General features: G+C 65.5%; 27 protein-coding genes. 17 read left to right on the forward strand and 10 right to left on the reverse strand.

What is annotated here, in order from left to right; all coding sequences use genetic code 11:
• From GM676_RS22620 to GM676_RS22700, 17 genes are all read left to right on the forward strand, one after another.
• Positions 1–474: murein hydrolase activator EnvC family protein (locus GM676_RS22620; RefSeq protein WP_155466243.1), on the forward strand; the 474-nt coding region annotated here is incomplete at its 5' end.
• 14 nt (positions 475–488) lie between these two features.
• Positions 489–1,874, forward strand: a complete 1,386-nt coding sequence (locus GM676_RS22625; RefSeq protein WP_155466245.1) for a S41 family peptidase — start codon at positions 489–491, stop codon at positions 1,872–1,874.
• Positions 1,875–1,904: 30 nt separating this feature from the next.
• Positions 1,905–2,678: a HesA/MoeB/ThiF family protein gene (locus tag GM676_RS22630; protein WP_155466247.1), complete on the forward strand. Its 774-nt coding sequence runs from the start codon at positions 1,905–1,907 to the stop codon at positions 2,676–2,678.
• Positions 2,672–4,798: an amidohydrolase family protein gene (locus tag GM676_RS22635; RefSeq protein ID WP_229262824.1), complete on the forward strand. Its 2,127-nt coding sequence runs from the start codon at positions 2,672–2,674 to the stop codon at positions 4,796–4,798. The genes GM676_RS22630 and GM676_RS22635 overlap by 7 nt, the downstream gene beginning before the upstream one ends.
• Positions 4,799–4,939: 141 nt before the next feature.
• Positions 4,940–5,377: a type II secretion system major pseudopilin GspG gene (gene gspG / locus GM676_RS22640; RefSeq protein WP_155466251.1), complete on the forward strand. Its 438-nt coding sequence runs from the start codon at positions 4,940–4,942 to the stop codon at positions 5,375–5,377.
• Positions 5,378–5,386: 9 nt separating this feature from the next.
• Positions 5,387–5,854: a GspH/FimT family pseudopilin gene (locus GM676_RS22645; protein WP_155466253.1), complete on the forward strand. Its 468-nt coding sequence runs from the start codon at positions 5,387–5,389 to the stop codon at positions 5,852–5,854.
• Between the two features lies 1 nt (position 5,855).
• Positions 5,856–6,239 carry a type II secretion system minor pseudopilin GspI gene (gene gspI / locus GM676_RS22650; protein WP_155466255.1) on the forward strand — a complete coding sequence of 128 codons (384 nt, stop codon included), beginning with the start codon at positions 5,856–5,858 and terminating at the stop codon, positions 6,237–6,239.
• Positions 6,236–6,883: a PulJ/GspJ family protein gene (locus GM676_RS22655; RefSeq protein WP_155466257.1), complete on the forward strand. Its 648-nt coding sequence runs from the start codon at positions 6,236–6,238 to the stop codon at positions 6,881–6,883. Before gspI ends, GM676_RS22655 begins: the two co-directional genes overlap by 4 nt.
• Positions 6,880–7,860, forward strand: a complete 981-nt coding sequence (gene gspK, locus GM676_RS22660; protein ID WP_155466259.1) for a type II secretion system minor pseudopilin GspK — start codon at positions 6,880–6,882, stop codon at positions 7,858–7,860. The genes GM676_RS22655 and gspK overlap by 4 nt, the downstream gene beginning before the upstream one ends.
• A 28-nt stretch (positions 7,861–7,888) precedes the next feature.
• Positions 7,889–9,121: a type II secretion system protein GspL gene (gene gspL, locus GM676_RS22665; RefSeq protein WP_155466261.1), complete on the forward strand. Its 1,233-nt coding sequence runs from the start codon at positions 7,889–7,891 to the stop codon at positions 9,119–9,121.
• A complete protein-coding gene (locus GM676_RS22670) occupies positions 9,118–9,627 on the forward strand; it encodes a type II secretion system protein M (protein WP_155466263.1) in 510 nt (169 codons plus the stop codon). Before gspL ends, GM676_RS22670 begins: the two co-directional genes overlap by 4 nt.
• Complete coding sequence (locus GM676_RS22675; RefSeq protein ID WP_155466265.1) at positions 9,624–10,397, forward strand: type II secretion system protein N; 774 nt, start codon at positions 9,624–9,626, stop codon at positions 10,395–10,397. Before GM676_RS22670 ends, GM676_RS22675 begins: the two co-directional genes overlap by 4 nt.
• A gap of 14 nt (positions 10,398–10,411) precedes the next feature.
• On the forward strand, positions 10,412–12,628 hold the full coding sequence (gspD, locus tag GM676_RS22680; RefSeq protein WP_155466267.1) for a type II secretion system secretin GspD: 2,217 nt from the start codon (positions 10,412–10,414) through the stop codon (positions 12,626–12,628).
• Between the two features lies 1 nt (position 12,629).
• Positions 12,630–14,051, forward strand: a complete 1,422-nt coding sequence (gene gspE, locus GM676_RS22685) for a type II secretion system ATPase GspE (RefSeq protein ID WP_155466269.1) — start codon at positions 12,630–12,632, stop codon at positions 14,049–14,051.
• 3 nt (positions 14,052–14,054) lie between these two features.
• Entirely contained in the window at positions 14,055–15,278 is a 1,224-nt protein-coding gene (gspF, locus tag GM676_RS22690) for a type II secretion system inner membrane protein GspF (RefSeq protein ID WP_155466271.1), read from the forward strand.
• A gap of 13 nt (positions 15,279–15,291) precedes the next feature.
• The gene (locus GM676_RS22695) at positions 15,292–15,864 is read left to right on the forward strand and encodes a type II secretion system protein N (protein WP_155466273.1); all 573 of its coding nucleotides are present in this window, start codon (positions 15,292–15,294) and stop codon (positions 15,862–15,864) included.
• An 8-nt stretch (positions 15,865–15,872) separates the two neighbouring features.
• A complete protein-coding gene (locus GM676_RS22700; protein ID WP_155466275.1) occupies positions 15,873–18,110 on the forward strand; it encodes a patatin-like phospholipase family protein in 2,238 nt (745 codons plus the stop codon).
• Here GM676_RS22700 and GM676_RS22705 read toward each other — a convergent pair.
• The 10 genes from GM676_RS22705 to GM676_RS22750 all read right to left on the reverse strand — a co-directional run bounded on the left by GM676_RS22705 (position 18,100) and on the right by GM676_RS22750 (position 26,353).
• Positions 18,100–18,516: a hypothetical protein gene (locus GM676_RS22705; protein WP_155466277.1), complete on the reverse strand. Its 417-nt coding sequence runs from the start codon at positions 18,514–18,516 to the stop codon at positions 18,100–18,102. The two genes, GM676_RS22700 and GM676_RS22705, sit on opposite strands and share 11 nt — an antisense overlap.
• 91 nt (positions 18,517–18,607) lie before the next feature.
• On the reverse strand, positions 18,608–18,838 hold the full coding sequence (locus GM676_RS22710; protein ID WP_155466279.1) for a hypothetical protein: 231 nt from the start codon (positions 18,836–18,838) through the stop codon (positions 18,608–18,610).
• A complete protein-coding gene (locus GM676_RS22715) occupies positions 18,835–19,590 on the reverse strand; it encodes a helix-turn-helix domain-containing protein (RefSeq protein WP_155466281.1) in 756 nt (251 codons plus the stop codon). Before GM676_RS22715 ends, GM676_RS22710 begins: the two co-directional genes overlap by 4 nt.
• A gap of 164 nt (positions 19,591–19,754) precedes the next feature.
• Positions 19,755–21,089, reverse strand: a complete 1,335-nt coding sequence (gene hslU, locus GM676_RS22720) for an ATP-dependent protease ATPase subunit HslU (RefSeq protein WP_155466283.1) — start codon at positions 21,087–21,089, stop codon at positions 19,755–19,757.
• The gene (gene hslV, locus GM676_RS22725; RefSeq protein ID WP_155466285.1) at positions 21,086–21,628 is read right to left on the reverse strand and encodes an ATP-dependent protease subunit HslV; all 543 of its coding nucleotides are present in this window, start codon (positions 21,626–21,628) and stop codon (positions 21,086–21,088) included. The genes hslU and hslV overlap by 4 nt, the downstream gene beginning before the upstream one ends.
• 69 nt (positions 21,629–21,697) lie before the next feature.
• On the reverse strand, positions 21,698–22,999 hold the full coding sequence (locus tag GM676_RS22730; RefSeq protein ID WP_155466286.1) for an STAS domain-containing protein: 1,302 nt from the start codon (positions 22,997–22,999) through the stop codon (positions 21,698–21,700).
• A gap of 69 nt (positions 23,000–23,068) precedes the next feature.
• Positions 23,069–23,515: an RNA polymerase-binding protein DksA gene (gene dksA, locus GM676_RS22735; protein ID WP_155466288.1), complete on the reverse strand. Its 447-nt coding sequence runs from the start codon at positions 23,513–23,515 to the stop codon at positions 23,069–23,071.
• 57 nt (positions 23,516–23,572) lie between these two features.
• Positions 23,573–24,622, reverse strand: coding sequence for a CobW family GTP-binding protein (locus GM676_RS22740; protein WP_155466290.1), 1,050 nt, complete (start codon positions 24,620–24,622; stop codon positions 23,573–23,575).
• Positions 24,623–24,725: 103 nt separating this feature from the next.
• Positions 24,726–25,673 carry a tyrosine recombinase XerC gene (gene xerC / locus GM676_RS22745; protein ID WP_155466292.1) on the reverse strand — a complete coding sequence of 316 codons (948 nt, stop codon included), beginning with the start codon at positions 25,671–25,673 and terminating at the stop codon, positions 24,726–24,728.
• An 11-nt stretch (positions 25,674–25,684) separates the two neighbouring features.
• Entirely contained in the window at positions 25,685–26,353 is a 669-nt protein-coding gene (locus GM676_RS22750) for a DUF484 family protein (RefSeq protein ID WP_155466294.1), read from the reverse strand.
• Positions 26,354–26,362 lie beyond the last annotated feature (9 nt).

Here is a 26,362-nt window from a genome sequence, read left to right on the forward strand (position 1 = left end):
ATCTCCAGCGCGCCGAAAGACGACACGCCGCCGCCGGCCAAGCCGGCCGACATCGCGCTGGCCCCGGCGGCGCCGGCCGGCGCCTTTGCCAGCCTGAAAGGCCAGCTGCGCGCCCCGGTGGCGGGCAAGGTGGCGGCCAGGTTCGGCGCCAAGCGCGGCGACGGTCCGAGCTGGAAGGGCGTGTTCATCCGCACCGCCGAGGGCGCCGACGTGCACGCCATCGCCGGCGGCCGCGTGGTGTTCGCCGACTGGCTGCGCGGCTTCGGCAACCTGATCATCGTCGATCACGGCGGGCAGTACATGAGTATTTACGGAAACAACCAGTCGCTGCTCAAACGGGCCGGCGACATCGTCAAGGCCGGCGACCCGATCGCCAGCGCAGGCAACAGCGGCGGCAACGAGGAATCGGGGCTATACTTTGAACTTCGCCATCAGGGCGCGGCATTCGATCCGGCTGGCTGGGTCAAGTTTTAAGGTTCGCAGGAAAAATGGGCAACAAAGTCAAGAGCATCGGCCTGATCGGCCTCGGTATGGTGGCTGGTGTTGCCGCCTCGTTCCAGTTTTCCGCCATCGCGCAAAAAGTCAGCGGCAACCCGTTGCCGCTGGAAGAATTGCGCCAGCTGTCCGACGTTTTCGGCCTGATCAAGACCGACTACGTCGAGAACGTAGACGACAAGAAGCTGCTGACCGAGGCCATTTCCGGCATGGTGTCCTCGCTCGATCCGCACTCGGTCTACCTCGATAAAAAAGCCTTTCGCGAAATGCGCGAGACGGTGGCCGGCAAGTTTGTCGGCATCGGCGTGGAGGTCGGGCTGGAAGACGGCTACATCAGGGTGGTGTCGCCGATCGAGGATACGCCCGCCTTCAAGGCCGGCATCAAGGCCGGCGACGTCATCACCCGCATCGACGGCACGCTGATCAAAGGCATGTCGCTCGACGAATCGGTGAAGAAGATGCGCGGCGAGCCGCGCTCCAAGGTCAGCGTCACCATCAGCCGCAAGGACGAGGACAAGCCGCTGATCTTCAACATCGTGCGCGAAGAAATCCGCGTGCAGAGCGTCAAGGCCAAAATCATCGAGCCGGGTTATGCGTGGGTGCGTATCTCGCAATTCCAGGAACCGACCGTGGACGACATGGCGAAGAAAATCACCGCCCTGTACCACCAGGACCCGAACATCAAAGGCCTGGTGCTCGACCTGCGCAACGATCCGGGCGGCGTGGTGCCGGGAGCGATCGGCGTGTCGGCCGCCTTCCTGCCCAAGGATTCGGTGATCGTCTCCACCAACGGCCAGCTGCAAGCGTCGAAGGAGACCTTCTACGGCCGTCAGGAATTCTATGCCCCGCGCGCCAAGACCGACCCGCTGTCCAAACTGCCGGCCGCACTGAAGGACGTGCCGATGGTGGTGCTGGTGAACGGCGGCTCCGCCTCGGCCTCGGAAATCGTCGCCGGCGCGCTGCAAGACTACAAGCGCGCCACCATCATGGGCCAGCAGACTTTCGGCAAAGGCTCGGTGCAGACCTTGCGCCAGCTGACCGCCGATACCGCCGTCAAGCTGACCACCGCGCGCTACTACACGCCGAAGAACCGCGCCATCCAGGCGCGCGGCATCACGCCCGACCTGCTGGTCGACGAAACCGCCGAAGGCGACGGCTTGAACCGCCTGCGCGTGCGCGAAGCCGATCTGCAAAAACACCTCGGCAACGACAAGGACCCGGAAGGCGACGCCGCCAGGCGCGATCCACTGGAAGAGGGTCAGGCGGTGGCCGTGCTGGCCAAGAAAACCAAGCCGGTGGAATTCGGCTCCAGGGAAGATTTCCAGCTGGAGCAGGCCCTGAATCACTTCAAGGGCCTGCCGGTCAAACTGTCCAAATAAACCCATGCGCGTCAACGCCGCAGAGAGACGATGAACGACTCACAATTGCTGCGCTACTCGCGCCACATCCTGCTCGACGAAATCGGCATCGAAGGCCAGCAAAAGCTGCTGGCCGCGCGCGCGCTGGTGATCGGCGCCGGCGGCCTTGGTTCGCCGGCCGCCATGTACCTGGCGTCGGCCGGCGTCGGCCACATCACGCTGGTCGACAACGACACAGTGGATCTCACCAACCTGCAACGCCAGATCGCCCACACCACCGAACGCGTGGGCCAGCCCAAGGCCGAATCGGCGCGCCTCACGCTCCAGCGGATCAATCCCGAAACCGCCGTCACCGCGCTGGTCGAACGGGTGGATGACGCCCGCCTGGCCGAGCTGGTGGCGCAGGCCGACGTGGTGCTCGACTGCACCGACAACTTCGCCACCCGCCATGCGGTGAACCGCGCGTGCGTGGCAGGGAATAAACCGCTGGTGTCGGGGGCGGTGATCCGCTTCGACGGGCAAATCAGCGTGTTCGATCCACGCGGCGGCGGGCAGCCCTGCTATTCCTGCCTGTTCCCGCAGGATCAGAAGTTTGAAGATGTGGCCTGCTCCACCATGGGCGTGTTCGCGCCGCTGGTGGGCGTGGTGGGCGCCATGCAGGCGGCTGAAGCGCTCAAGCTGTTGATGGGCGTGGGCGCTTCGCTGGCGGGGCGCCTGATGATGCTGGATGGCTTGAACATGGAATGGACCAGCATCGGTGTAAGCCGCAACGATGCCTGCCCGGTCTGCGCTGCGCAAAAAATAAAAGGAGAATCAACTTGCTGAACAAACGACTCGCCGTACTGCCATTCGCCCTGGCCGCCGCCTTCGGCGCGCACGCCGCCACCACCACCAGGTACCTGATCATTTCCGAAAACGCCAACAAGCAGATCGGCCAGCAGGTCGTCGAACGCATGGACGACGGCCTGACCAAGGTCACTTTCGGCTACAAGGACAACGGCCGCGGCCCGGATCTGGTGGAGCAGTTCCGCCTGGGCGCGGACGGCACCATGAGCGAATACTCGGTCAAGGGCAACTCGACCTTCGGCGCCGTGGTGGACGAGCAGTTCAGCCGCAAGGGCGATCAGGCACAGTGGAAGTCGACCTCGGAGCAAGGCCAGACAACCGTGAGCGGCGCGGCCGCCTACCTGCCGCTGAACAGTTCCTTCGAGGTGGAGTCGGTCGCCATCGCCGCGCTGGCCAAAACGCCGGACGCCAAACTGGCGCTGCTCCCTTCCGGCACCCTGTCGCAGCGCCAGCTCGATCAGGTGGAAGTCACCAGCAGCAGCGGCCAGAAACAAACCGTGCGCCTGCTGGCGCAGACCGGTGTCGGCCTGTCGCCATCGTTCTACTGGGCCACCGCCGGTGACAATCCGCGCCTGTTCGCGGTGGTCATGCCGGGCTTCGGCAGCATGCTGGAAGAGGGCTGGCAAGCGGCCGCGCCGGAACTGGCCAGGCGCCAGAAGAGCGCGGAAAGCCAGATGCTGACCGATGCCGCCGCCAGGTTGCAGCATCCGCTGCACGGCCTGACCGTGGTGCGCAACGCCCGCATCTTCGACAGCGAAAAAGCCACCCTCGGCAAACCATCGGACATCTATGTGCTGCGCGGCCGCATCACCTCGGTGCAGCCGGCCGGTTCGCCGGTGCGCGCCGCCGACAATGTGATCGACGCCGCCGGCCGCGTGGTGCTGCCTGGCCTGTTCGACCTGCACGGCCACGTCGACCGCTGGTCCGGCGCGCTGAATATGGCGGCCGGCGTCACCAGCGTGCGCGACATGGGCAACGACAACGCCCAGCTGCAAGCCATGCTGGACGAAACCGCCGACGGCAAGCTGCTGGCGCCGCAGGTGGTGCCGGCCGGCTTCCTGGAGGGCGAGAGCCCGTACAGCGCCAACAACGGCTTCGTCATCAAGGATCTGAAGGAAGCCAGGGACGCCATCGACTGGTACGCCGAGCGCGGCTACCCGCAGCTCAAGATTTACAATTCCTTCCCCAAGGCCATCCTGAAAGACACGGTGGCGTATGCGCACAGCCGCGGCATGCGCGTCTCGGGCCACATCCCGGCCGGCCTGCGCGCGCAAGAGGCGCTGGACGCGGGTTACGACGAAATCCAGCACATCAACCAGGTGCTGCTGAACTTCCTGGTCAAGCCGGATACGGAAACCCGTAACCTCAACCGTTTCGTGCTGCCGGCGGAGAAGGTGGCGGACCTCGACTTCAACTCCAGGCCGGTGAAGGACTTCGTGGCCTACCTGGCGAAGAAGCAGATTTCGATCGACCCGACGCTGGCCACCTTCGCCTTCCTCAAGCAGCGCGACGGCGACATGAACGAGCCTTACGCCTCGGTGGCCTCGCACATGCCGCCGGACGTGGCGCGCGGCTTCAAGGTCGGCACCATGAAGATCGACGGCGACGCGCAGCTCAAGCGCTACGAGAAGTCCTACGCCAAGATGGTGGACTTCGTCGGCGTGATGTACAAGGCCGGCGTGCCGATTGTGGCCGGCACCGACGATATCGCCGGTTTCACCCTGCATTCCGAGCTGGCGCTGCTGGTCAAGGCCGGCCTGACGCCGGCACAGGCGCTGCAAGTGGCCACCCGCAACGGCGCGCGCTACACCCGCACCAGCAATGACCGCGGCAGCATCACGCCGGGCAAGCTGGCCGACATCGTGCTGGTGGACGGCGACCCGACCAAAAACATCGAGGATGTGCGCAAGGTGTCGGCGGTGATCACGCGCGGCTTCCTGATCTACCCGCGGGAGATCGACGCGGCGCTGGGCATCGCGCCGTTCGTGACGGCGGCGCCCATGGTCACCCGCAGCGACAAGCCGGTGGCCGCCGCCTACGGCGGCAGCAACGAAGGCGCGCGCGCCCGCATCGAGGCCAGCGCCCGCAAGCACGATTGAGTAAGTCCATGTAAAGAAACGGTCATATTAAGAGCTGTTTAAGCACCAAAGCGGATAAATCAGGGCCGAATATCGGCTAAAAGTCGCAAGTGCCCTGATTCCGCCTTATACTCTGCACTCATTTTTATTTGCCATCGAATTATGAAAAAGTTTACAAATCGTGCCCAGCGCGGCTTCACCCTGATCGAAATCATGGTGGTCGTGGTCATCATGGGCGTGCTGGCGGCACTGGTGGTGCCCAAGCTGCTGAACCGTACCGGCGAATCCAAGGTCGCCGCCGCCAAGGTGGATATCGCCACCATCATGCAGGCGCTGAAACTGTACAAGCTGGATAACCAGCGCTACCCGACCACCGAGCAAGGCTTGCAGGCGCTGATCGAAAAGCCGACCGGCGGCCCGGCCGCCAACGGCTGGAAGGCCGGCGGCTATGTCGAGAAAATGCCGAAAGACCCATGGGGTAATCCGTACCAGTATCTGTCGCCGGGCATCAAGGGCGAGATCGACGTGTTCTCCTACGGCGCCGACGGACAACCAGGCGGCACCGGCGACGATGCCGACATCGGCTCCTGGGATAACTGATCGCTGATCATGCGCGGCGAGCGTGGCTTCACGCTGATTGAATTGCTGGTGGTGATGGTCATCCTGGGCATCACCCTGGGGCTGGTGTCGCTCAACGCCATGCCGGGCCAGAAACAGTCGATGCAGCAGGACGCCAGGCGCATCGCGCTGCTGCTGCAACTGGCGCGCGACGAAGCCATCGTGCGCAACCGCCAGATCGCCTTTGAAGCCGGCACCGACAACTACCGCTTCATGATCCGCAACGAAAACAAGCAATGGGAGCAGGTGGCGCAGGACGACCTGCTGCGCGAGCGCGAATTCAAGACCGCGCCGCTGACCCTGATGTTGGACCCGGCGCCGGCCCTGCCCGAGTCCACGCTGCGCATCGTCTTCGGCCGCGAGCCGGTCGATAAACCTTTTGTGCTGACCATGACCGCCAGCGACGGCGGCACGGTCGCCATCCGCGCCGACGGCATCGGCCATTTTACGGTGGACTGAGATGCGGCGCTCGATTCAATCTCAACGCAATCGCGGGTTCACCATGCTGGAAGTGCTGGTCGCGCTGATGATCGTCGCCACCGCGCTGATCGCGTCGCTGCGCGCGGTCGGCAGCCTGACCGCCAACAGCGACGGCCTGCGCGCCAATATGATGGCGACGTGGTCGGCCGAGAACCGGCTGGTGCAACTGCGCCTGTCCAGGGCCTTCCCGCCGATCGGCAAGCAAACCTACGAATGCCCGCAAGGCGACCTGCCGCTGATGTGCGAGGAAGAAGTCATCGCCAGCCCCAACCCGCGCTTCCGCCGGGTCGAGGTCAGCGTCTACGAGGCCGCGCATCCGGAGCGCCGCATCATCAAGCTGGTCCAACTGGTGCTGAGCCCATGATCCACCGTGCGCGCGGCTTTACGCTGATTGAACTGCTGCTGGCGATCTCCATCCTGGCCATCATCGCGGTGCTGGGCTGGCGCGGGCTCGATAGCATCGTCCGTTCGCGCGAAACGCTCAGCACCGGCATGGAGCAGACGCGCGGCCTGCAACTGGCGTTCGCGCAGATGCAGAGCGATTGCGAGAACCTCGCCACCAATGGCCTGCTGCGCAGCCGCGCCAATCTGCAAGCGGAAGACAACCGCGTCACGCTGGTGCGCGTGGTGATGGCCGAGAACCAGCCGACCCGCTTGCAGGTGGTGTCCTACCGCGTGGTGGACGGCGTGCTGACGCGGCGCGAGTCGCTTTCCACGCGCGATCTCGCGCAGCTGGACAATCTGTGGCAGGCGGCGCTGGGCGATACCGATCCCGCTGTCGCCGTGGCGCTGCAATCGGGTGTGCAGAATCTGACGATGCGCATGTGGATACCGGGCGGCAGCGGTCCGGCCGTCACCACCAATGCCGGCGGCTGGCGCGCGGCCACCGGCATTTCGACCGCGCTGCCGGATGGCAGCCCGATTGCGCCGACCGGCCTGGAAGTATCGATGACGCAGCAGGGGCAGGAAATTCCGATGGTGAAGTCCTTCCTGCTGGGGGCGAAATGAAGCGGCAACGGCAACAAGGCGTGGCCGTGGTGACGGCGCTGCTGCTGACCACCCTGGCGGTAACCATCGTCACCAGCTTGTTCTGGTTGCAGCAGGTGCAGGTGCGCTCGATGGAGAACCAGCGCTTGCAGCTGCAAACGCGCTGGATCTTGCGCGGCGCGCTGGACCTGAGCCGGCTGGTGCTGAACCAGGACTTGATGGATTCGCCCAACTACACGCAGCTGAACGGCGTGTGGGCCACGCCGCTGGAGGAAACGCGGCTGGACGATTACGTGGAGCGCGAGCGTTTGCAGGGCGAGAGCTTCGACGCCACGCTGTCCGGCCGCATGGTGGATGCGCAGGGACGCTACAATCTGGCCAATCTGGCGGACAGCACTAAACAGCTCAACCTCGACGAACTGGCGGTGTTCAAGCGCCTGCTGGAGAATCTGAAGCTCGATTCCAGCCTGGCGCAAGGCGTGGCGGACCTGGTGCTGAATGCCACGCCGGCGCCGAATACGCAGACCACCGGCGGGCAGACCACCGGTGCGCAGACCGCCGCCGCCGTCACCACCACCGGCAGCCAGCCGATGGGCCTCGTGCGGGTGGAAGACCTGCTGGCGGTGAGCGGCTTCACCCCGCAAGCTATCGAGCAGTTGCGCGACTATGTCATCATACTGCCCGTGAGTGGCACCACGGTGAACGTGAATACCGCGCCGGCCGAGCTGTTGTCGGCGCTGGTGCCGGGGCTGTCGCTGTCGGATGCGGCGGCCATGGTCAGCGCGCGCAAGACGAGCTATTACCGCGACACCGCCACCTTCCTGGCGCTGTCGCAGATGGTCGGCAAGCAGATCAAGGCCAAGTGGAATGTAAAAAGCGATTACTTCCTGGCCTACAGCCGGGTGAGGCTGGACCGTGCCGCGCTGGATACGCAGTCCCTGCTCAAGCGGCCGGGGAGCATACCCAACACCACGGTGGAATGGATACGGGAATACTGAAAGTAGCGATGAACGAAAGCGAGATCCTTTGACGACATTATTTATCCGCTATCCGGCCAAGGCCAGCGTCGACAGCGGCGCGGCCCAGACTTGCCCGTTCGCGCTGGTGGGCGACGGCGGCAATCTGCTGCAACAGGGCGCCTCGCCGCTGGGGAATATCGGTGACATGGTGGCCTCCGCGCGCCGCGTGGTGTTGCTGCTGGCCGCCCCGGACACCACGCTGCTGCGCGTGAAAGCGCCGCCGCTGTCGGCCGCCAGGCTCAAGGCCGCGCTGCCGGCGCTGGTGGAAGAACAGGTGCTGGGCGATCCCGCCGACTGCGTGCTGGCCGCCACCGCCGAAGATGCGGAAGGCCTGCGCACCGTCGCCGTGGTGCAGCGGGCGTGGCTGGAAGTACTGGTCAAAGCCTTGCTGGCGCAGGGCGCGCATGCGGTGTCGGTGGTGCCGTCGCAACTGTGCCTGCCATTCCAGCCCGGCGCCGTCTCGGCCACGCTGCTGCAAGGCGATGCCGGCTACGATCTGGTGATGCGTCAGTCGCAGTTCGAAGGCCTCGGCCTGACGCTGCCGGCGCAGCCGCAAGCGGCGCTGCACACGCTGCGCGCGCTGGCCGGCGAGCAGCCGGTCACGCTGTACCTGCCGTCATCGCACATGGCGCAATTCAGCCCGCTGGCGGCCGACGTCCCGCACCTGACGCTGGAAGAGGACCACTGGGCGCACTGGGTGGCCTCGTCGCGCAGCGCCGGGCTGGATCTGGCGCCGGCACTGGGCGCCAGTGGCGCCGCGGCGCGCGCATGGCAGCGCTGGCGCTGGCCGTTGCGCATCGCCGTGCTGGCGCTGCTGGTCAATGTGATCGGCCTGAACATCGAATGGATGCGCCTCAAGAACGAAGCCAAGGTGGTGAACCAGTCGATGACGCAGACCTTCAAGTCGGTCTATCCGAAAGAACCGCTGATCGCCGCGCCGATGGACCAGATGAGCCGCAACATCCGCCTGGCCAAGGCCAATAGCGGCCAGACCGGCGCCGACGAATTTGTCACCATCAGCGCCGGCTTCGGCGAAGCACTGGGCGCACTGCCGCGGCGCGACATCATCGCCACGCTGGAGTACAAGGACCATGCGCTGCTGGTCAAGGTCAAGCCGAACACCGTGGACGCGGCGGCGGTGGGGCAGCTGCGTTCCGCGCTGGCCGGCCGCAAGCTGGAGTTGCAGGAACCGACGCCGGGCAGCTGGAAGATCGTGCCGGCAGCCGGAGGAAAATCATGAGCAAGCCCAATCCAATTCAAGACCTGCGCGCGCGCGCCGACGCCTTCTGGCAAGTGCGCACCGAGCAGGAACGCAAGCTGCTGCGCATCGCCGGCATCGTGGTCGGCGCCGGGCTGTTTTACAGCCTGCTGATCGATCCGGCGCTGAGCGGCCGCGCCGCCCTGCATAAATCGCTGCCGGAACTGCATCAGCAGGCGGCCGAGATGCAGAACATGGCGCGCGAGGCGCAGGCGCTGCAAAGCCAGAACACCATCGCGCCCACGCCGATGACGCGCGAGAACCTCAACGCCGGGCTGGCGGCGCGCGGCCTGACTCCGCAGTCGGTCAACGTCACCGGCGAATACGCCAAGGTGCAGTTCAACGGCGCGCAATACGCCGGCGTGGTGGCATGGCTGGACGCCATCCGCACCGAAAGCCGCATCGCCGTGGTGGACGCCAGCTTTACCGCGCAGGACGCGCCGGGTGTGGTCAACGGCAGCCTGACGCTGCGCCAGGGAGCCCGATGAAGCGCGCCATGCTATGGTTGCTGACCGTCGCCCTGACGGTAGGGGTGACGCTGGCGGTGTTCTTCCCGGCCGCGTGGCTGGGTTCCATCGTCGAGCAGCGCACCGGCGGCCGTTTGACGCTGGGTGACGCGCAGGGTACGCTGTGGCGCGGCTCCGCCTTCATCGGCGGCGCGTCGGGCAATAACAGCCCGGTCACGCCGCTGCTGCCGGGCCGTTTCAGCTGGAAGATTTCGCCGCTGGTGCTGATCGGCATGGTCGATATGCAGCTGGAGAATCCGCAGGCGCTGGCGCAGCCGGTGACCTTCCGCGGCGGCTGGTCGCAATGGCAATTGAGTCCGTCGGCGCTGCTGCTGCCGGCCGAAGGCCTGGCCGGCCTGGGGGCGCCGCTGAATACCCTGGCGCCCAGCGGCACCATGCGCTTGTCGTGGACGGGCCTGGAGCTGAAGCTGGCCAACCGCCAGGTCAGCGTGGAAGGCCGCACCACGCTGGAGATGAGCGACATGGCATCGCGCCTGTCGTCGATCCGGCCGCTGGGCAGTTACAACATGGCGCTGGACTGGCATGGCCAGCAGGCGCAATTGACGCTGAGTTCCGTCAAGGGGCCGCTGCTGCTGAGCGGCCGGGGAAGCTTGAACAACGGCCGCCTGCAATTTTCCGGGCAGGCCGAGGCAGCACAAGGATACGAAGAGACGTTGGCCAATCTATTGAATTTGCTGGGCCAGCGCAAGCCAGGTAATGACCGTCAGGTCATCGCATTAGAGTTCCACTGAGATAAAGCCCGACCATGAAAAAACAGTCCGTTAGCAAATCCCTTCCTGCGCTGCGCCGCCTGAGCGCAGGTGCGATGCTGTGCTGCGCGATCAGCGCCGCACCAACCGCCGCGCTGTTGCTGCCTGCACTGGCGCACGCCGCCGCGGATGACGCCGCGCTGAACTTCGTCGGCGCCGATATCGAATCGGTGATCAAGGCGGTGGGGCATTACACCAACATCACCTTCGTGATCGACCCGCGCGTGAAAGGCACGCTGACCGTGGTGTCGGAAAAGCCGGTCACCAAATCGCAGGCATTCAGCCTGCTGACCTCCGCGCTGCGCCTGCAAGGCTACGCGGTGGTGAGCGGCGACGGCTTTGCCAAGGTGGTGCCGGAAGCGGACGCCAAGCTGCAAGCCAGCCCGACCCAGGTCGATGGCGCGCAGGCCAAGGGCGACCAGATCGTCAGCCAGATCTTCCGCCTGAATTATGAATCGGCCGCCAACGTGGTGACCGTGCTGCGCCCTCTGATCTCGCCGAACAACACCATCAACGCCAACCCGGGTAACAACAGTGTGGTGGTGACCGACTACGCCGACAACGTCAAGCGGCTGGCGAAGATCGTGGCGGCGCTGGACGCGCCGGCGGTGTCGGACCTGGACGTGATCCCGGTGCGCTACGCCATCGCCAGCGACCTGGCCACCATGATCAACAAATTGCTGGACAATGCCGGCGGCAGCGGTGCGGCCGATGCCGGCAAGGTCAGTGTGCTGGCCGATCCGCGCACCAATTCGCTGGTGCTGCGCGCGCCGTCGGTGGCGCGCGCCAACCTGGCCAAGTCGCTGATCGCCAAGCTTGACCAGCCGACCGCGGAACTGGGCAATGTGCACGTGGTCTACCTGAAAAACGCCGAAGCGACCAAGCTGGCGCAGACCCTGCGCGCGGTGGTGTCGGGCGAAGTGTCGCAGCAGAGCAGCGGCAGCGGCACGGGCACGAATAGCCAGAACAACAGCAACACCGGCGGCTTTGGCAGCAACAGCAACAACAGCATGAGCGGCAATTCATCGGGCACCGGCAACGCCGGCCCGAGCAACCCGCTGCTGAGCGGCTCCAACTCGCAACAGCAGAACAGCGGCGGTGGCGGCGCGGCAGGCTTCATCCAGGCCGACGCCTCCACCAACACCCTGATCATCACCGCGCCGGAATCGGTGTACCGCAACCTGCGCGCCGTGATCGACCAACTGGACGTGCGCCGCGCGCAGGTCTACATCGAATCGCTGATCGTTGAAGTCACCTCCGACAAGGCGTCCGAGTTCGGCGTGCAGTGGGTGGGCGCGACCGGCAACTCGAACAGCACTTACCGCGTGGGCGGCCTGCAATCGTTCACCACCAGCGGCGCCGACAGCTCCCTGGTGTCGATCTACGCCAACAAGGGTTCGACCATTCCGAACAACGGCCTGTCGATCGGCGTCTTCAAGCAGATCGGCGGCGCCCTGGGACTGGGCGCGCTGGCGCACTCGCTGGAATCGGACGGCAACGCCAACATCCTGTCGACGCCGAACATGGTCACGCTGGATAACGAACTGGCCACCATCCGCGTCGGCCAGAACGTGCCTATCCTGACCGGCCAGTACACCACCACCTCCGGCACCAACAGCAATCCGTTCCAGACCATCGACCGCAAGGACGTGGGCCTGACGCTGAAAGTGCGCCCGCAGATTTCCGAAGGCGGCACCATCAAGATGGCGATCTACCACGAGACCTCCAGCGTGGATAAATCGACCCTGACCGCGCAATCCGGCATCACGCTGAACAACCGCGTGATCGAGAATAACGTGATCGCCGACGATGGTCAGATCATCGTGCTGGGCGGCCTGATTGAAGATACCGAAGGCGATGGCACCGACAAGGTGCGCGGCCTGGGCGACATTCCGGTGCTGGGCAATCTGTTCAAGTCGCAGTCGCGCACCCGCAAGAAAACCAACCTGATGGTGTTCCTGCGCCCTGTGGTGATCCGCAATAAAGAACAGAGCACCAGCCTGGCCACCGACCGTTACGACTACATGCGCAGCCAGCAGGAAGCCATCAAACCGCCGGACAGCATCCTGGTGCAGGACCTGGGCCAGCCAGTGCTGCCCAAGCTGCAAAACGGCGCGCCGGTCAGCGGCGGCGCGGTTGCCGCGCCGGTGCCGCCGGCGCCGATCCCTGTACGCGTGCCTGGCGCCGCCGAAAACGTCCAGCCGCAAAAGTGATATGAGCAATCTCCTCCCATACGCTTATGCCCGCGATTTCGTGGTGCTGGCCCAGCACAGCGATGATGCCGAAAACACCGTCGATGTGCTGATGTGCGGCGCCACGCCGCCGGCCGCCATCGCCGAAGTGTCGCGCCGTTTCGGCCGCATCCAGTTGAAGCACATGACGCGCGCCGACCTGGAAACCGCCATCGCCACCGCCTACGCCAGCTCGGGCGGCAACGCCTCCATGGTGGCGGAAGAATTCGACGCCGATCTCGATCTGACCAAGCTGCTGCAAGACGTTCCGGCGATTGAAGACCTGCTGGAATCCTCCGACGACGCGCCGGTGATCCGCATGATCAACGCGCTGCTGACGCAGGCGCTGCGCGACGGCGCGTCCGACATCCACATCGAGCCGTTCGAGCAAACCTCGGTGGTGCGCTTCCGCGTCGACGGCACGCTGCGCGACATCGTCCGTCCGCGCAAGGCGATTCACGGCTCGCTGATCTCGCGGATCAAGATCATGGCGCAGCTGGACATCGCCGAGAAGCGCCTGCCGCAGGACGGCCGCATCACGCTGCGCATCGGCGGCAAGCCGGTGGACGTGCGTGTTTCGACGCTGCCGACCGGCCACGGCGAACGCGCGGTACTACGCCTGCTGGACAAGGAAGCCGGCCGCCTCGACCTGAACCACCTTGGCATGAGCGACACCATGCTGCCGAAGTTCGATGCGCTGATCAATCAGCCACACGGCATCGTGCTGGTGACCGGCCCCACCGGCTCCGGTAAAACCACCACGCTGTACGCCGCGCTGTCGCTGCTGAACGCCTCCACCACCAACATCATGACGGTGGAAGACCCGATCGAATACGACCTGCCTGGCGTGGGCCAGACCCAGGTCAACACCCGCATCGACATGACCTTCGCCAAAGCCCTGCGCGCCATCCTGCGCCAGGACCCGGACGTGATCATGATCGGCGAGATCCGCGACCTTGAAACCGCGCAGATCGCGGTGCAGGCTTCGCTGACCGGCCACCTGGTGCTGGCCACGCTGCACACCAACGATGCCGCCGCCGCCGTCACGCGTCTGCTGGACATGGGCATCGAACCGTTCCTGCTGTCGTCCACCCTGCTGGGCGTGCTGGCGCAGCGCCTGGTGCGCAAACTGTGCCCGAGCTGCAAAACCTTCGACGGCAAGTTGTGGCACGCGGTCGGCTGCGAGCATTGCGGCCACACCGGCTATCAGGGCCGCGTGGGCGTCTACGAATTTTTGGAGACCACGGAGCACATCCGCGCGCAAATCCACAACCGCGCCTCGGAAGCCGAGATCAAGGCGGCCGCCATCGCCGACGGCATGCAGACCATGCGTGAGGACGGCGACCGCTGGCTGGACAGCGGCACCACCACGCAGGCCGAATTGATGCGTGTGACCAAGGACTAAGGCATGCCCGCATTCCGTTACGAAGCCGCCGATGCCGGCGGCGCCACCAAGAAGGGCGTCCTCAATTCGGACAGCGCCCGCTCGGCGCGCGCCGAGTTGCGCGCGCAGGGACTGGTGCCGCTCAAGGTCGACCAGATCGCCACGCAAGTCGACGCGTCCGGCGTGACCAAGAGCCGCGGCGGTTTCGGCGAGCGCCTGACCTCGACCGAGCTGGCGCTGTTCACGCGCCAGCTGGCCAGTTTGCTGGAAGCCGGCCTGCCGCTGGAGCAGGCCTTCACCGCCTTGCTGGAACAGGCCGAGCGTCCCTACCTGCGCGACCTGATCGCCTCGGTGCGTTCGGAAGTGATCGGCGGCGACTCGCTGTCCGCCGTGCTGGGGCGCCATCCGCGCGACTTCGCCGAAATCTACCGCGCGCTGGTGGCCTCCGGTGAGCAGATCGGCCAGTTGTCGCGCGTGCTGTCACGCCTGGCCGACTACATCGAACGCCGCAATGCGCTGATCCAGAAAGTGCGGCTGGCCTTCACCTATCCGGCCATCGTGACGGTGGTGGCGTTCTCCATCGTGATCTTCCTGCTGACCTATGTGGTGCCGCAGATCGTCTCGGTGTTCGCCAACACCAAGCAGAAGCTGCCGTTCCTGACGGTGGTGATGCTGGCGGTGTCCGACTTCGTGCGCCACTACGGCATCGTGGTCGGCATCGCGCTGATCGGCGCGTGGTTCATGTGGCGGCGCGCCTTGCAGAACACCGCGCTCAAGCGCCGCTGGCATACCTGGCTGCTGACCGCGCCGCTGTACGGCAAGTTTGAACGCAGCCTGAATACCGCGCGCTTCGCCAGCACGCTGGCGATTACCACCGGCTCCGGCGTGCCTATCCTGCGCGCGCTCGACACCAGCCGCGACACGCTCAACAACGTCGCCATGCAGGAGCTGGTGGAAGAGGCCAGCGACGCCGTGCGCGAAGGCGTGAGCCTGGCGCGCGCGCTGTCGGCGCAAAAGCACTTCCCGCCGATGCTGATCCACATGATCCGCGCCGGCGAAATCACCGGCGAGCTGCCGGCCATGCTGGACCGCGCCGCCGCCGCGCAGGAAGCCGACCTGGAACGCCGCACATTGACGATCGCCGGCCTGCTGGAACCGGCGCTGATCCTGGCCATGGGCGTGGTGGTGCTGCTGATCGTGCTGGCGGTGCTGATGCCTATTATCGAAATCAATCAGCTGGTACGCTGATCACAAGGACACCATGAAGCGTTTGCCCTTAATCCTGACTGTTCTCGCCGTGGTGCTGTTGTCGGCATCGCTGGCCTACTGGGGACTGCAATTATTCAAGCCGCAGCAGCGCGCCATCGCCGCGCCGCCGCCACCGCCGCCGATGGGCATCAACCTCGATGCGGCCAAGGGCCTGTTCGGCGGCCAGGTTGCCGTGGCCGTGGTCAGCAACTACCAGCTGAAAGGCGTGGTGGCGGCGCGCGGCGAGGACAGTGCGGCCATCATCTCGGTCGATAACAAGCCGGCGGTGGCGCTGGCGGTCGGCAAGGAAGTGATGCCGGGTGTGCTGGTGAAAGAGGTGCATGAGAAGCATGTGATCCTGTCCGAGGGCGGCGTGATCAAGCGTGTCGACCTGCCGAGCGATGCCGGCGTGTCCAGCGGCCCGGCCAACGCGCCCCCGACGCCACTGGCGCCGCTGCCATCGGCGCCGCCGCCGATCGTGCAGCCCGCGCCGCCGCCGGTGCAGACCTCCGGCCAGCCGCCGGCGCAGCCGCAACAGAACGCCCAGACCGCGCCGCAGCGGCCCAACCCCAACGATCGTCAGTAGGATAGCCCATGGCTTACATCCGTTATCTGGCCGCAGCTTTATGCTGCGGCTTTTTCTTGTCCACGGCGCTGGCCGCGCAGCAGCCTAACGCCACCTCGGTGGCGCCGGATGCGTCGATCAAGCCGCGTCCGAAAATCGCGCTGGTGTTGTCCGGCGGCGGTGCGCGCGGCTTCGCCCACATCGGCGTGCTGCGCGCCTTGCAGGAGCTGCGCATCCCGGTCGACATCGTGGTCGGCACCAGCATGGGCAGCGTGGTGGGCGGCGCTTACGCCGCCGGCAGCTCGGTCGACCAGCTGGAACAGCTGGTGCGTCGTACCGACTGGAACGCCGTGGTGGCGGACCGGCCGCCGCGCGATGAATTGTTTTACCGCCGCCGCGAGGAAGACTTGCTGCTGCCGTCGCGGATCGAATTCGGCGCGCATCTGGATGGCGTGTCGCTGCCGCCCGCCGCCGCCGGCAACGAGGCGCTGGAACTGGCGCTGACGCGCGTGCTGCCGCCGGGCGCGCGCGACAAGCCGGCCAATCTGCTGCAATTGCCGTTCCGCTCCGTGGCTTCGGACCTGGTCACCGGCGAACTGGTGGAGCTGACCGACACGCCGCTGTTCCTGGCCATGCGCGCCTCGCTGGCGGTGCCGGGCGTGTTTGCGCCGGTGCGCGTCAATCAGCGCCTGCTGGTGGATGGTGGCCTGGTGCGCAACCTGCCGGTGGACGTGGCGCGCGAGATGGGGGCGGACGTCATCATCGCCGTCAACGTCGGCACGCCGCTGGCGCAGGAAAAGGAACTGGTGAGCGCGGTCAGCGTGGCGCAGCAGATGCTGCAAATCCTGACCGAGCAAAACGTCCAGCGTTCGCTGAAGGAACTGCGTCCGAACGACGTGCTGTTGCAACCGGACCTTGGCGGCATTGGCTTCCTGGATTTTGGCCGGCATGACCGCGCCATGAAAGAGGGCGAGGCGGCGGTGCGCGCCATGAGCGCGCGGCTGGTGGCGCTGGCCCTGCCGGAAGCGCAGTACGCGGCGTATGAGTTGAGCCGCTCGTCGGCGCCGGTGGCGATCGACCAGCCGGTCAGGCTGACCAAGCTGGAAGTGGCGCCGAGTGGCCGCATCAATCCGAAGGAACTGGAAGTGCAGACCGGCCTCAAACTCGGCCAGGAAGTCACCAGCGAACAGGCCACGCTGGCCGGCAATATGCTGTTCGGCCGCGGCGACCTGGCGCGCGTGGAAACCGAGGTGCGCGACGACGAGAGCGGCCGCAGTGTGCTGATCAAGCCGACCGAAGCCGATTGGGCGCACAGCCGGCTGCGCGTCGGGCTGGAGCTGAACAGCGATTTCAGCGAGAACAGCGCGTTCCAGTTCAAGGCCATGCACGTGCTGTCGTCGCTCAACGACTGGGGCGCGGAATGGCGCACCATTGCCAGCGTCGGCACCGAGCGCGTGCTGGGCACGCAGTTCTGGCAGCCGCTGGGCGTGGGCTCGCCATGGTACGTGGCGCCGTCGCTGCAATATGGTTCGGGCGCGGCCGACGTCTTCAACTCCAGCGGCTTCCGCCAGGCCCGCTATGCCTACGACTACACCGCGGCGGCGCTGGCGCTGGGGCGTCAGGTGGGCCGCTGGGGCGACTTGCGCTACACGGTGGCGCGCCAGGTCGGCAACGCCCACCTCAGCATTCCGGAAGACCTGACCAACCAGCGCACGTTCCAGACCGTGCAGGCCCTGAGCTTCAATGTCGACACGCTGGACACCATCGCCTTCCCGACGCGCGGCACCCTGTTCAGCCTGGACTGGCAACGCGCGGTGGAAAAATCGCGCCTGGGCGGGCCGGTGCCGACGCAGCAAAAGGTGCAGGGACTGGAAGCCTTCCACACCGGCCGCTGGGCCGGCCACGTGTACGCGGAATGGGCGCGCAGCCAGGGTGGGGCGACCGACAACAATCTGGGTGGTTTCCTGCGCCTGTCCGGCACCACGCCGGAATCGGTGGTGGGCAGCCGCACCTTGCTGGGACGGGTGGTGATGGCGCGCAGCATCGGCGCCATGCCGGCCGCGCTGGGCGGCGACGTGCGGCTGGGCTTCTCGCTGGAAGCGGGCGCGGCCTACAGCCCGGCCGACCCGCTCCACTGGGGCAAGTTCAAGCAGGCGGCCAGCGGCTTCATCGCGGTCGACACCCGCTTCGGCCCGCTGTACTTCGGCACCGGCACCACCAAGGGCGGCAACAGCAGCGCCTACCTGTTCCTCGGTCCTATCTGGTGACCTTCCATTTGCGGGATGGATAGTCGATGATGATGGTTTGTCCGGCAAAGCCGGCCAGGCCCACAATGCCGGCCAGGGGCACGCCGATGTCGACGCCCATCTTGCAGTAACCTAGCACGCCGCCATTCAGCCTGTAACCGCCGACGCGCAGCGCGGTCGTCAAGCGGCTGGTCTCGCAGCCCACCTCGTTGCCCCAGCTGGATACTTTCAGCGGCGCGCTGTCCGAAGTCCGCAGCGCCGCGTACAGCGCCGGTTGCAGCGGCGCAAAGCTGAACAGCGCCGCGCCGGTATCGCTGTAGGTAAAGCGCGCGCGTTGCAGGTCGAGGGTTAGCGAGCCGCTTTCGAAAAATCCATTGCCGACGGTGCCGGCGTGACACTGATCGCCTTCTGGCAGAGGTTGCGCCACGCTGGCCTTGATGGTGCGCCGGCCGATGACAATGTCGGCCGGCGCACCGGCGGCGCCGCCAGGAGTGCGGCAAGTAGCAGTTTATTCATGGCTATTTCGCCACCACCTTGCGCAGCACTTCGTACAGAATCAGCAGCAGCGCCGCCAGCGGCAGGGCGTCGACCACGATGGTCGGAAGGGCGCCGATGTGGAACACGCGCTCCAGCAGCGTGTAGGCGGTCATCAGGATGAAGGCGGCGGCCATCATCCATTGTTTGTGTGCGGTGAAGACGCCGGAGCAGGTGACGGTGCCGGCCAGGCTGATGAGGGTTGCGATTTTCATGCGGTCGTTTTCGATGGTGCTGTACGGCGCAGCGCGGTGAAGGCTGCGAATTCCCAGGAACGGAATCCTACCAGTAATGTAAATCCGTCGCGTTCGCCTGGCATCAGGCGGCGGTCGTTCTGGTGCAGGCGCGCCAGCTCGCCGGCCAGTTGCTGGATGCGGCTCACCAGTTCCAGCGAACTCGGCGCCGACAGGCGCGCTGGCAGGCACAGCAGGGTTTCGCCGCCGCCGTCGAAGCTGCCGCTGAAATAATCGTCCACCACGTGCTCGCGGAAGAATTGCTGCACCGGCCCGTCCGGCAGCCAGCGGAAGGCGTTGGAGACGCGCAGGCGGTAGCGGTTCAACGGCTTCAGTTCAATCAATCCCAGCCGGTCCAGCTCGGCCAGCAGCATGATGCATTCCGGCTCGGTCAGCGCATAGGTTTCCAGGATTTGTTCCAGCGTCCAGTGGCCCAGGCAGCTGATCGCCATCAGCAGCAGCTTGGGATTGGCCAGCAGCGATTTTTCCTGCGTCAGCGTCAGGCGGTCGGCCTGCGGGGTGGCGTCGGCGGCGCCGCGCAGCACGTCTTCCATCGGCACGCCCGCCGCCTTGCAGATTTGCGCCAGCCGCGACAGCGACATGTCCTGTTGCCCGAACATGCGCTTGACGCTCGACTCGCTCATCGAGATCCGCTCGGCCAGCATTTTGTAGGTGACGCCGGCGGCCCGCATCTGGGTCCGCAGCACTTGCAGCAGCAATTCCGGTGAGCTCATTTCACGCCTTGTTAAAAAACAAAAAGGTATCGTAACACGATACCTTCTGGTTTGAAAATCAGTTCACGGAATAATTCGGTAGTACATCGGATCGGACTGGCGCACACTGATGTCCATACGCCGGGAGCGGGAGCCATCACCGGCCCCCGCCGAAGGTGGCCTCTCTACAGCACGTAGCGCGACAGGTCCTCGTTGACCGCCAGCGCATCCAGGCGCGCGTTCACATACGCCGCGTCGATCACGATGGTCTTGCCGGTGTCTTCGCTGGCCGTGAAGGACAGTTCCTCCAGCAGCTTTTCCATCACCGTGTACAGCCGGCGCGCGCCGATGTTTTCGGTGCGCTCGTTGACCGAGTAGGCGATCTCCGCCAGGCGGTTGATGCCTTCCGGCGCGAACTCCAGCTTGACGTCCTCGGTGGCCAGCAGCGCTTCGTACTGCTTGGTCAGGCAGGCGTCGGTGCTGGTCAGGATGCGTTCGAAGTCGGCGATCGACAGCGATTCCAGCTCGACCCGGATCGGGAAGCGGCCTTGCAGCTCGGGGATCAGGTCCGACGGCTTGGCCAGATGGAAGGCGCCCGAGGCGATGAACAGGATGTGGTCGGTCTTGATCATGCCGTACTTGGTGTTGACGGTGGTGCCTTCCACCAGCGGCAGCAGGTCGCGCTGCACGCCGGCGCGCGAGACGTCGGCGCCGCCCACTTCCGAACGCGAGGCGATCTTGTCGATCTCGTCCAGGAACACGATGCCGTTCTGCTCGACGTTCTGGATGGCCTTCTGCTTCATCTCGTCCTCGTTGACCAGCTTGGCGGCTTCCTCGTCGATCAGCACCTTCATGGCTTCCTTGATCTTGACCTTGCGCGCTTTCTTGCGCTGCGCGCCGATGCCGGAGAACATGGACTTGATCTGCTCGGTCATTTCCTCCATGCCGGGCGGGGCCATGATTTCCATCTGCGGGCCGGCCTCGGCCAGCTCGATCTCGATTTCCTTGTCGTCCAGCTCGCCCTGGCGCAGGCGCTTGCGGAAGGTCTGGCGGGTGCTGTCGTCCTTTTGCGGTTCCGCGCCCGGCGGCGTGAAGCCGAAGTCGCGCGCCGGCGGCAGCAGGATGTCGAGCACGCGGTCCTCGGCCGCGTCCTCGGCGCGGGTGCGCACCTTGGCCATTTCCGACTGGCGGGTCTGCTTGACGCCGATGTCGATCAGGTCGCGGATGATGGTGTCCACGTCGCGGCCCACATAGCCCACCTCGGTGAACTTGGTGGCCTCGATCTTGATGAAGGGCGCGTCGGCCAGCTTGGCCAGACGGCGCGCGATCTCGGTCTTGCCGACGCCGGTCGGGCCGATCATCAGGATGTTTTTCGGCGTGATCTCGTGGCGCAGCGGTTCGTCCACCTGCTGCCGGCGCCAGCGGTTGCGCAGCGCGATGGCGACCGCCTTCTTGGCCTTGGCCTGGCCAACCACGTGTTTGTCGAGTTCGCCGACGATTTCCTGCGGGGTCATGTTCATGCTGGGTCCAGTGTCTCAATGATGTGGTTCAGATTGGTGTAGATGCACAGCTCCCCGGCGATGGTCAGCGATTTTTTGACCACTTCCGCCGGCGACAGTTCCGTGTTCTCCACCAGGGCCTTGGCGGCCGATTGCGCGTAAGTGCCACCGGAGCCGATCGCGCCCACGCCATCCTCCGGTTCCAGCACGTCGCCGTTGCCGGTGATGACCAGCGTGGAGTCGGCGTCCGCCACCAGCAGCATGGCTTCCAGGCGGCGCAGCACGCGGTCGGTGCGCCAGTCCTTGGCCAGCTCCACCGAGGCGCGCAGCAGGTTGCCTTGGTGTTTCTCCAGCTTGCCTTCGAAGCGGTCGAGCAGGGTGAAGGCGTCGGCGGTGCCGCCGGCGAAGCCGACCAGCACCTTGCCCTGGTAGACCTTGCGCACCTTGCGGGCCGTGCCCTTCATGACGATATTGCCCAGCGTGACTTGGCCGTCGCCGCCCAGCGCGACTTGCTTGCCGCGACGCACGCACAGGATGGTGGTGCCGTGAAATTGTTCCATAGTTACCTCAAAGTAATGATGCAGGCTGCCTCAAGACTGAAAAGTGGGGCCGGGAACTAAAATTGCAAGTTAATACTTGTGGGGATAGATGCGGGCCAGGCTGGCGTAGCCCAGCAGCCGCAGCAGCGCGTTGACCAGGTGATTCACGTCGCGGAAGGCGATTTTCCGGCCCTGGCCAGCCCATTCCTGCAATGCGGAGTGTAGCTGAATGGCGCTGGCGTAGTCGATGCGCGTCAGGCGCGAGCAGTCGAACACCAGCGCCGGATACTGTTCAGCATAGCGCTGGATGGCCGGCAGCAGCGCGCCAAGTTGCTGTTCTATGACCGGCGGCAACATGAAGCGGTCGGGCGAGGCCGGCACGTGTTGCGCCGGCGCCATGGCCACCTTGTGCGGCGGCGTGAAAGCCGGCGGCGACACTTCGAAGGTCACGCAGTAGTCCATGCTGACCTGCTCGAATTCCTTTTCGCGGTGTTGCAATTGCAGCAGTTCCAGCAACAGCAGCCAGCTGGCCTCGCCCTCGTCGCGGCGGCCGATGGTGAGATTGCCGCGCAGGTGGGCGGTCAGCGCGGCCGCGCCCACCAGGATCAGCTCGCGCTGCTGCCGCTGCAATTGCCGCAGCGTGTCCAGCAGCAGGGCGGCGCCGTCGGCATGCACCGCCGCCACCCGGCTGAATTCCAGCCGCAGCACCGGGTGCTCGCCGGCCAGCGCGCGCAGGCGCTCCAGCTGCGGCGCGATGTGCGGCCCCAGCACGCCGCTGAAGGATGCGGTCGGCGTCAGGCCGGCCCAGTCCGGCGAGGCGGCCGCCAGCGCGGCCGGCGCCTGCCAGGCGGGCGGCGAGGTTTCAAAGGTGCTGGCGTAGTCGATCGACAGGTTGTCGAAGGCGTCCTGCTGGCCGGTCACCTGGTACAGGTCGAACAGCATCCACCAGGCGCCGCGGTCACTGTTGAGGCGGTTGGCCTCGGCCACGGCCGCCAGCAGCATCTGCTGGGCCACGCCGTTCTGGCCGTTGGCGTACAGGATGGCGATTTCTTCCACCGCCGGGGCGCTGTCGTCGGCGCTGGCCAGCGGCAATTCGTCGTCCGCCAGCAACAGCGTGGTGGGAATGTCGCCCAGTTCGGCCGCGTCGGCGGCCGGCCGGGGCGGGCGCGGCGGCCGCTGGCTGCCCCAGGCCGGTTCCGGCAGGTTGAAGATGTCGGCCGCCATGGCCGACTCGATGGCGTCGATCTTCATGGCGGTGGCGCGGGCGATCTCGCGCTGGCGCGCCGCCTGGCTCTGGCGTTCCGCTTCGCTATTGGCGGCCAGCCGCGCTTGCTCATCGTCGGTGAGCGGCGGCAGGGTCTCGGCTTTCTTGAAGAGTGAGAACAATCCCATAGCAGCATAGTGTAGCCGTAAAAAAAGCACGCGGTGCGAGGCGCGTGCTTTTTGGGGTGGGTGGCGCGCTTAGTCGCCGTACAGCTTTTGCTTGAGCTCGCGGCGCTGCTGGGCTTCCAGCGACAGGGTGGCGGTCGGACGGGCGATCAGGCGCGGAATGCCGATCGGCTCGCCGGTTTCTTCGCACCAGCCGTAGTCGTTGTTGTCGATGGCCACGATCGATTGCTGCACCTTCTTGAGCAGCTTGCGTTCGCGGTCGCGCGTGCGTAGTTCCAGCGCGTGCTCTTCCTCGATGGTGGCGCGGTCGGCCGGGTCCGGCACCAGCACGGTTTCGCGCAGGTGTTCGGTGGTTTCACCGGCATTTTTCAGCAGCTCTTTTTCCAGGGCTTGCAACTTTGCCTTGAAGAAGGCCATTTGCGCAGGATTCATGTAATCCTTGTCATCCATGGCCAGAATTTCTGCTTCGGTCAGGATGCGCTCAGGCGCTGCGGGGGTCGATTTATTAGTTTTGGTCATAACTTCGCTTACCTTCGATACGACAGAGTTGTCATCAACATACAAAACCCGGATAGTTTATACCAGACATTGTTCTAAACCGCTAATAAAGATGTCTTTGGGAAGATTTTTCCCAATAAATACCATTTTGCTGCCACGAACGTCGTTTTCTCCCCATTTGGCGCCGAGGTCGCTGCCCATGATCTGGTGCACGCCCTGGAATACCACTTTGCGGTCGGCGTCCTGCATGAACAATACGCCTTTGTAGCGCAGCATGCGAGGACCGTACACATTGACCAGGCCGCCGAGGAACTCGTCCAGCTTGGCGGTGTCGAACGGACGGTTGCTTTTGAACACAAAAGCCGCGATGTCGTCGCTGTGGTGGCCGTGGTGGTGGTCGTGATGCCCGTGATCGTGGTGGTGGTGGTCATGGCCGCAGTGCTCGTCGTGGACGTGGCCTTCCTCGTGCGCCTGGTCGGTCAGCAGGAAGTCCGGGTCCAGGTCCAGCTTGTCGTTGAGGTTGAAGCCTTTCAGGTCCAGCACCTCGCTGATCGGGGCGCGGCCGAAGTCGGACTTGCTGACCGGCGCGCGCGGGTTCATGCGGGTCAGGCGGGCGCTCAGGGCGGCCAGCTGTTCCTCGCTGACCAGGTCGGTCTTGGACAGCAGGATCTTGTCGGCGAAGCCGACCTGGCGCTGGGCTTCCTCGTGCTGGTCCAGCTGGTCCATGGCGTGGCGGGCGTCCACCACGGTGACCACGGCGTCCAGCATGTAGTTAGCGCCCACTTCCTCGTCAACGAAGAAGGTCTGCGCCACCGGGCCGGGATTGGCCAGGCCGGTGGTCTCGATCACCACGCGGTCGAACTGGATCTCGCCGGCTTCGCGCTTTTGCGCCAGGCTGCCGAGGGCGACGATCAGGTCGCCGCGCACGGTGCAGCAGATGCAGCCGTTGTTCATTTCCACGATCTGTTCGCCGGTGTCCTGCACCAGGATTTCATTGTCGATGTTTTCCTGGCCGAATTCATTTTCAATCACGGCGATGCGCATGCCATGCTCTTCCTGGAGGATGCGGTTGAGCAGGGTGGTCTTGCCGGCGCCAAGGAAGCCGGTGAGGATGGTGGTCGGAATCATAGGTACTCTCAAAGTGCGCAAATGCAATCGGTCGATTATGCCGGAATTTTTCCGGCGCTAGCAATTCGCCTGATTGAGCAATATCAGTACGCGCCAGCCGGATTTACTTCAGTTTAGCGCGTGGATGGGCTTTATCGTAGACCTCGGCCAGATGCTGGAAGTCGAGCGCCGTGTACACCTGCGTCGAGCTGATGCTGGAGTGGCCCAGCATTTCCTGTACCGCCCGCAGGTCGCCCGACGATTGCAGCAGGTGCGAGGCGAACGAGTGGCGCAGCATGTGCGGATGCACGTGCACCGGCGCGCCATGCGCCACGCCATGGCTTTGCAGCCGCTGCTGGATCACGCGCGGCGACACCCGGGTGCCGCGTGTGCTCAGGAACAGGGCGTTGCCGCCATCGGTGGGGGCCGGACGTACCGCCAGCCAGGCCTCCAGCGCCGCCAGCGCGGCCGAGCCGACCGGCACCGTGCGGCGCTTGTTGCCCTTGCCGGTCACCGTGACTTCCTGGTTGCCAGCCTCCACCCAGCCCAGGCTGTCCTTGCCGGGCACCAGGTCCAGGCCGGCCAGTTCGGACACCCGCAAGCCGCTGGAGTACAGCAATTCGAACATGGCGCGGTTGCACAGCGCGGCCGGCCCGGGCGCCGCGCCGGCGACCGGACGGGAGGGCGCCACCAGCTGCACGGCGTCGTCCACCGACAACGCGCGCGGCAGGCTTTTGGCGCGCTTGGGGGCGCGCACACCCTGCACCGGATTGGCGGCCAGCACGGTTTTCTCGCCCAGCCAGTGGAAAAAGCCGCGCCAGCTGGACAGCTTGCGGGCGATCGAGCGCGGATCGAGCTGCTGCGCGTGCAGCCTGGCGGTCAGGCGGCGGATGGCGTGCTGGTCGAGCTTGTCCCAGTCCAGCGCGCCGGACTGCGCCGCCACGAGTTTGGCCAATTCGTGCAAGTCGCGGGCGTAGGCGGCGCTGGTGTGCGGCGACAGCTGGCGCACGCCGCGCAGATGGGCGAGGTAGGCGTCGATCCAGGCCAGCTTGCTGTCTGGAGCGTCGCTCATGGCGTCGGGCCTCAGGCCAGCAGCCAGGCCAGCGCGGTGCTGGCGGTTTCGCCGATGTGGACCAGGAAGTCGGTGGCCATCAGCGAGGTGAAGCGGTTGGCGTCCTGCGAACCCATGATCAGCAGGCCGAAGGCTTGCTTGTCGCCCGGCTTGCGCAGCGGGATGATGACGGTCGACACCACGGCCGCCGGATCGTCCAGCCAGCGCACCGCCTCGAAGTCCTTGTTGGCGCCGCAGTACGGGGCCAGCAGGCTGTTGGCGAAGATGCGCGCGTCGTCCGACACGCCCTTGACGAACCACTCGTCCAGGTAATCCGGCGCCGTGCCCCAGATGCGCACCGTCACTTGCGGCACTTCAAAGGCGTTTTTCAGACCGCTGGTGACGGCGTGCGGCAGCGAGCCCACGTCTTCCGATTGCAGCAGGATCTGGGTCCAGCGGTGGAACTTGTTGGCGATGGCTTCGTTTTCCGAGGCCAGGCGCATCAGGTTGTGCATGCGCAGTTCCAGCGCCTTGTACTTGTCGCGCAGGACTTCCATCTGGCGTTCCTGCAAGGACACGGCGCGGCCGGCGAGCGGACTGGTCAGTTTGATTTCCCCCAGCAGCGCGGCGTGCTCCTCGAAGAAATGCGGATGATCGGTCAGGTATTGGGCGACGGCGTTGGAGTCCAGTGGGGAAGTCATTGAAGTACT

Origin of the sequence: Duganella radicis (assembly GCF_009720825.1) — a bacterium.
GTDB lineage: Bacteria > Pseudomonadota > Gammaproteobacteria > Burkholderiales > Burkholderiaceae_D > Rugamonas > Rugamonas radicis.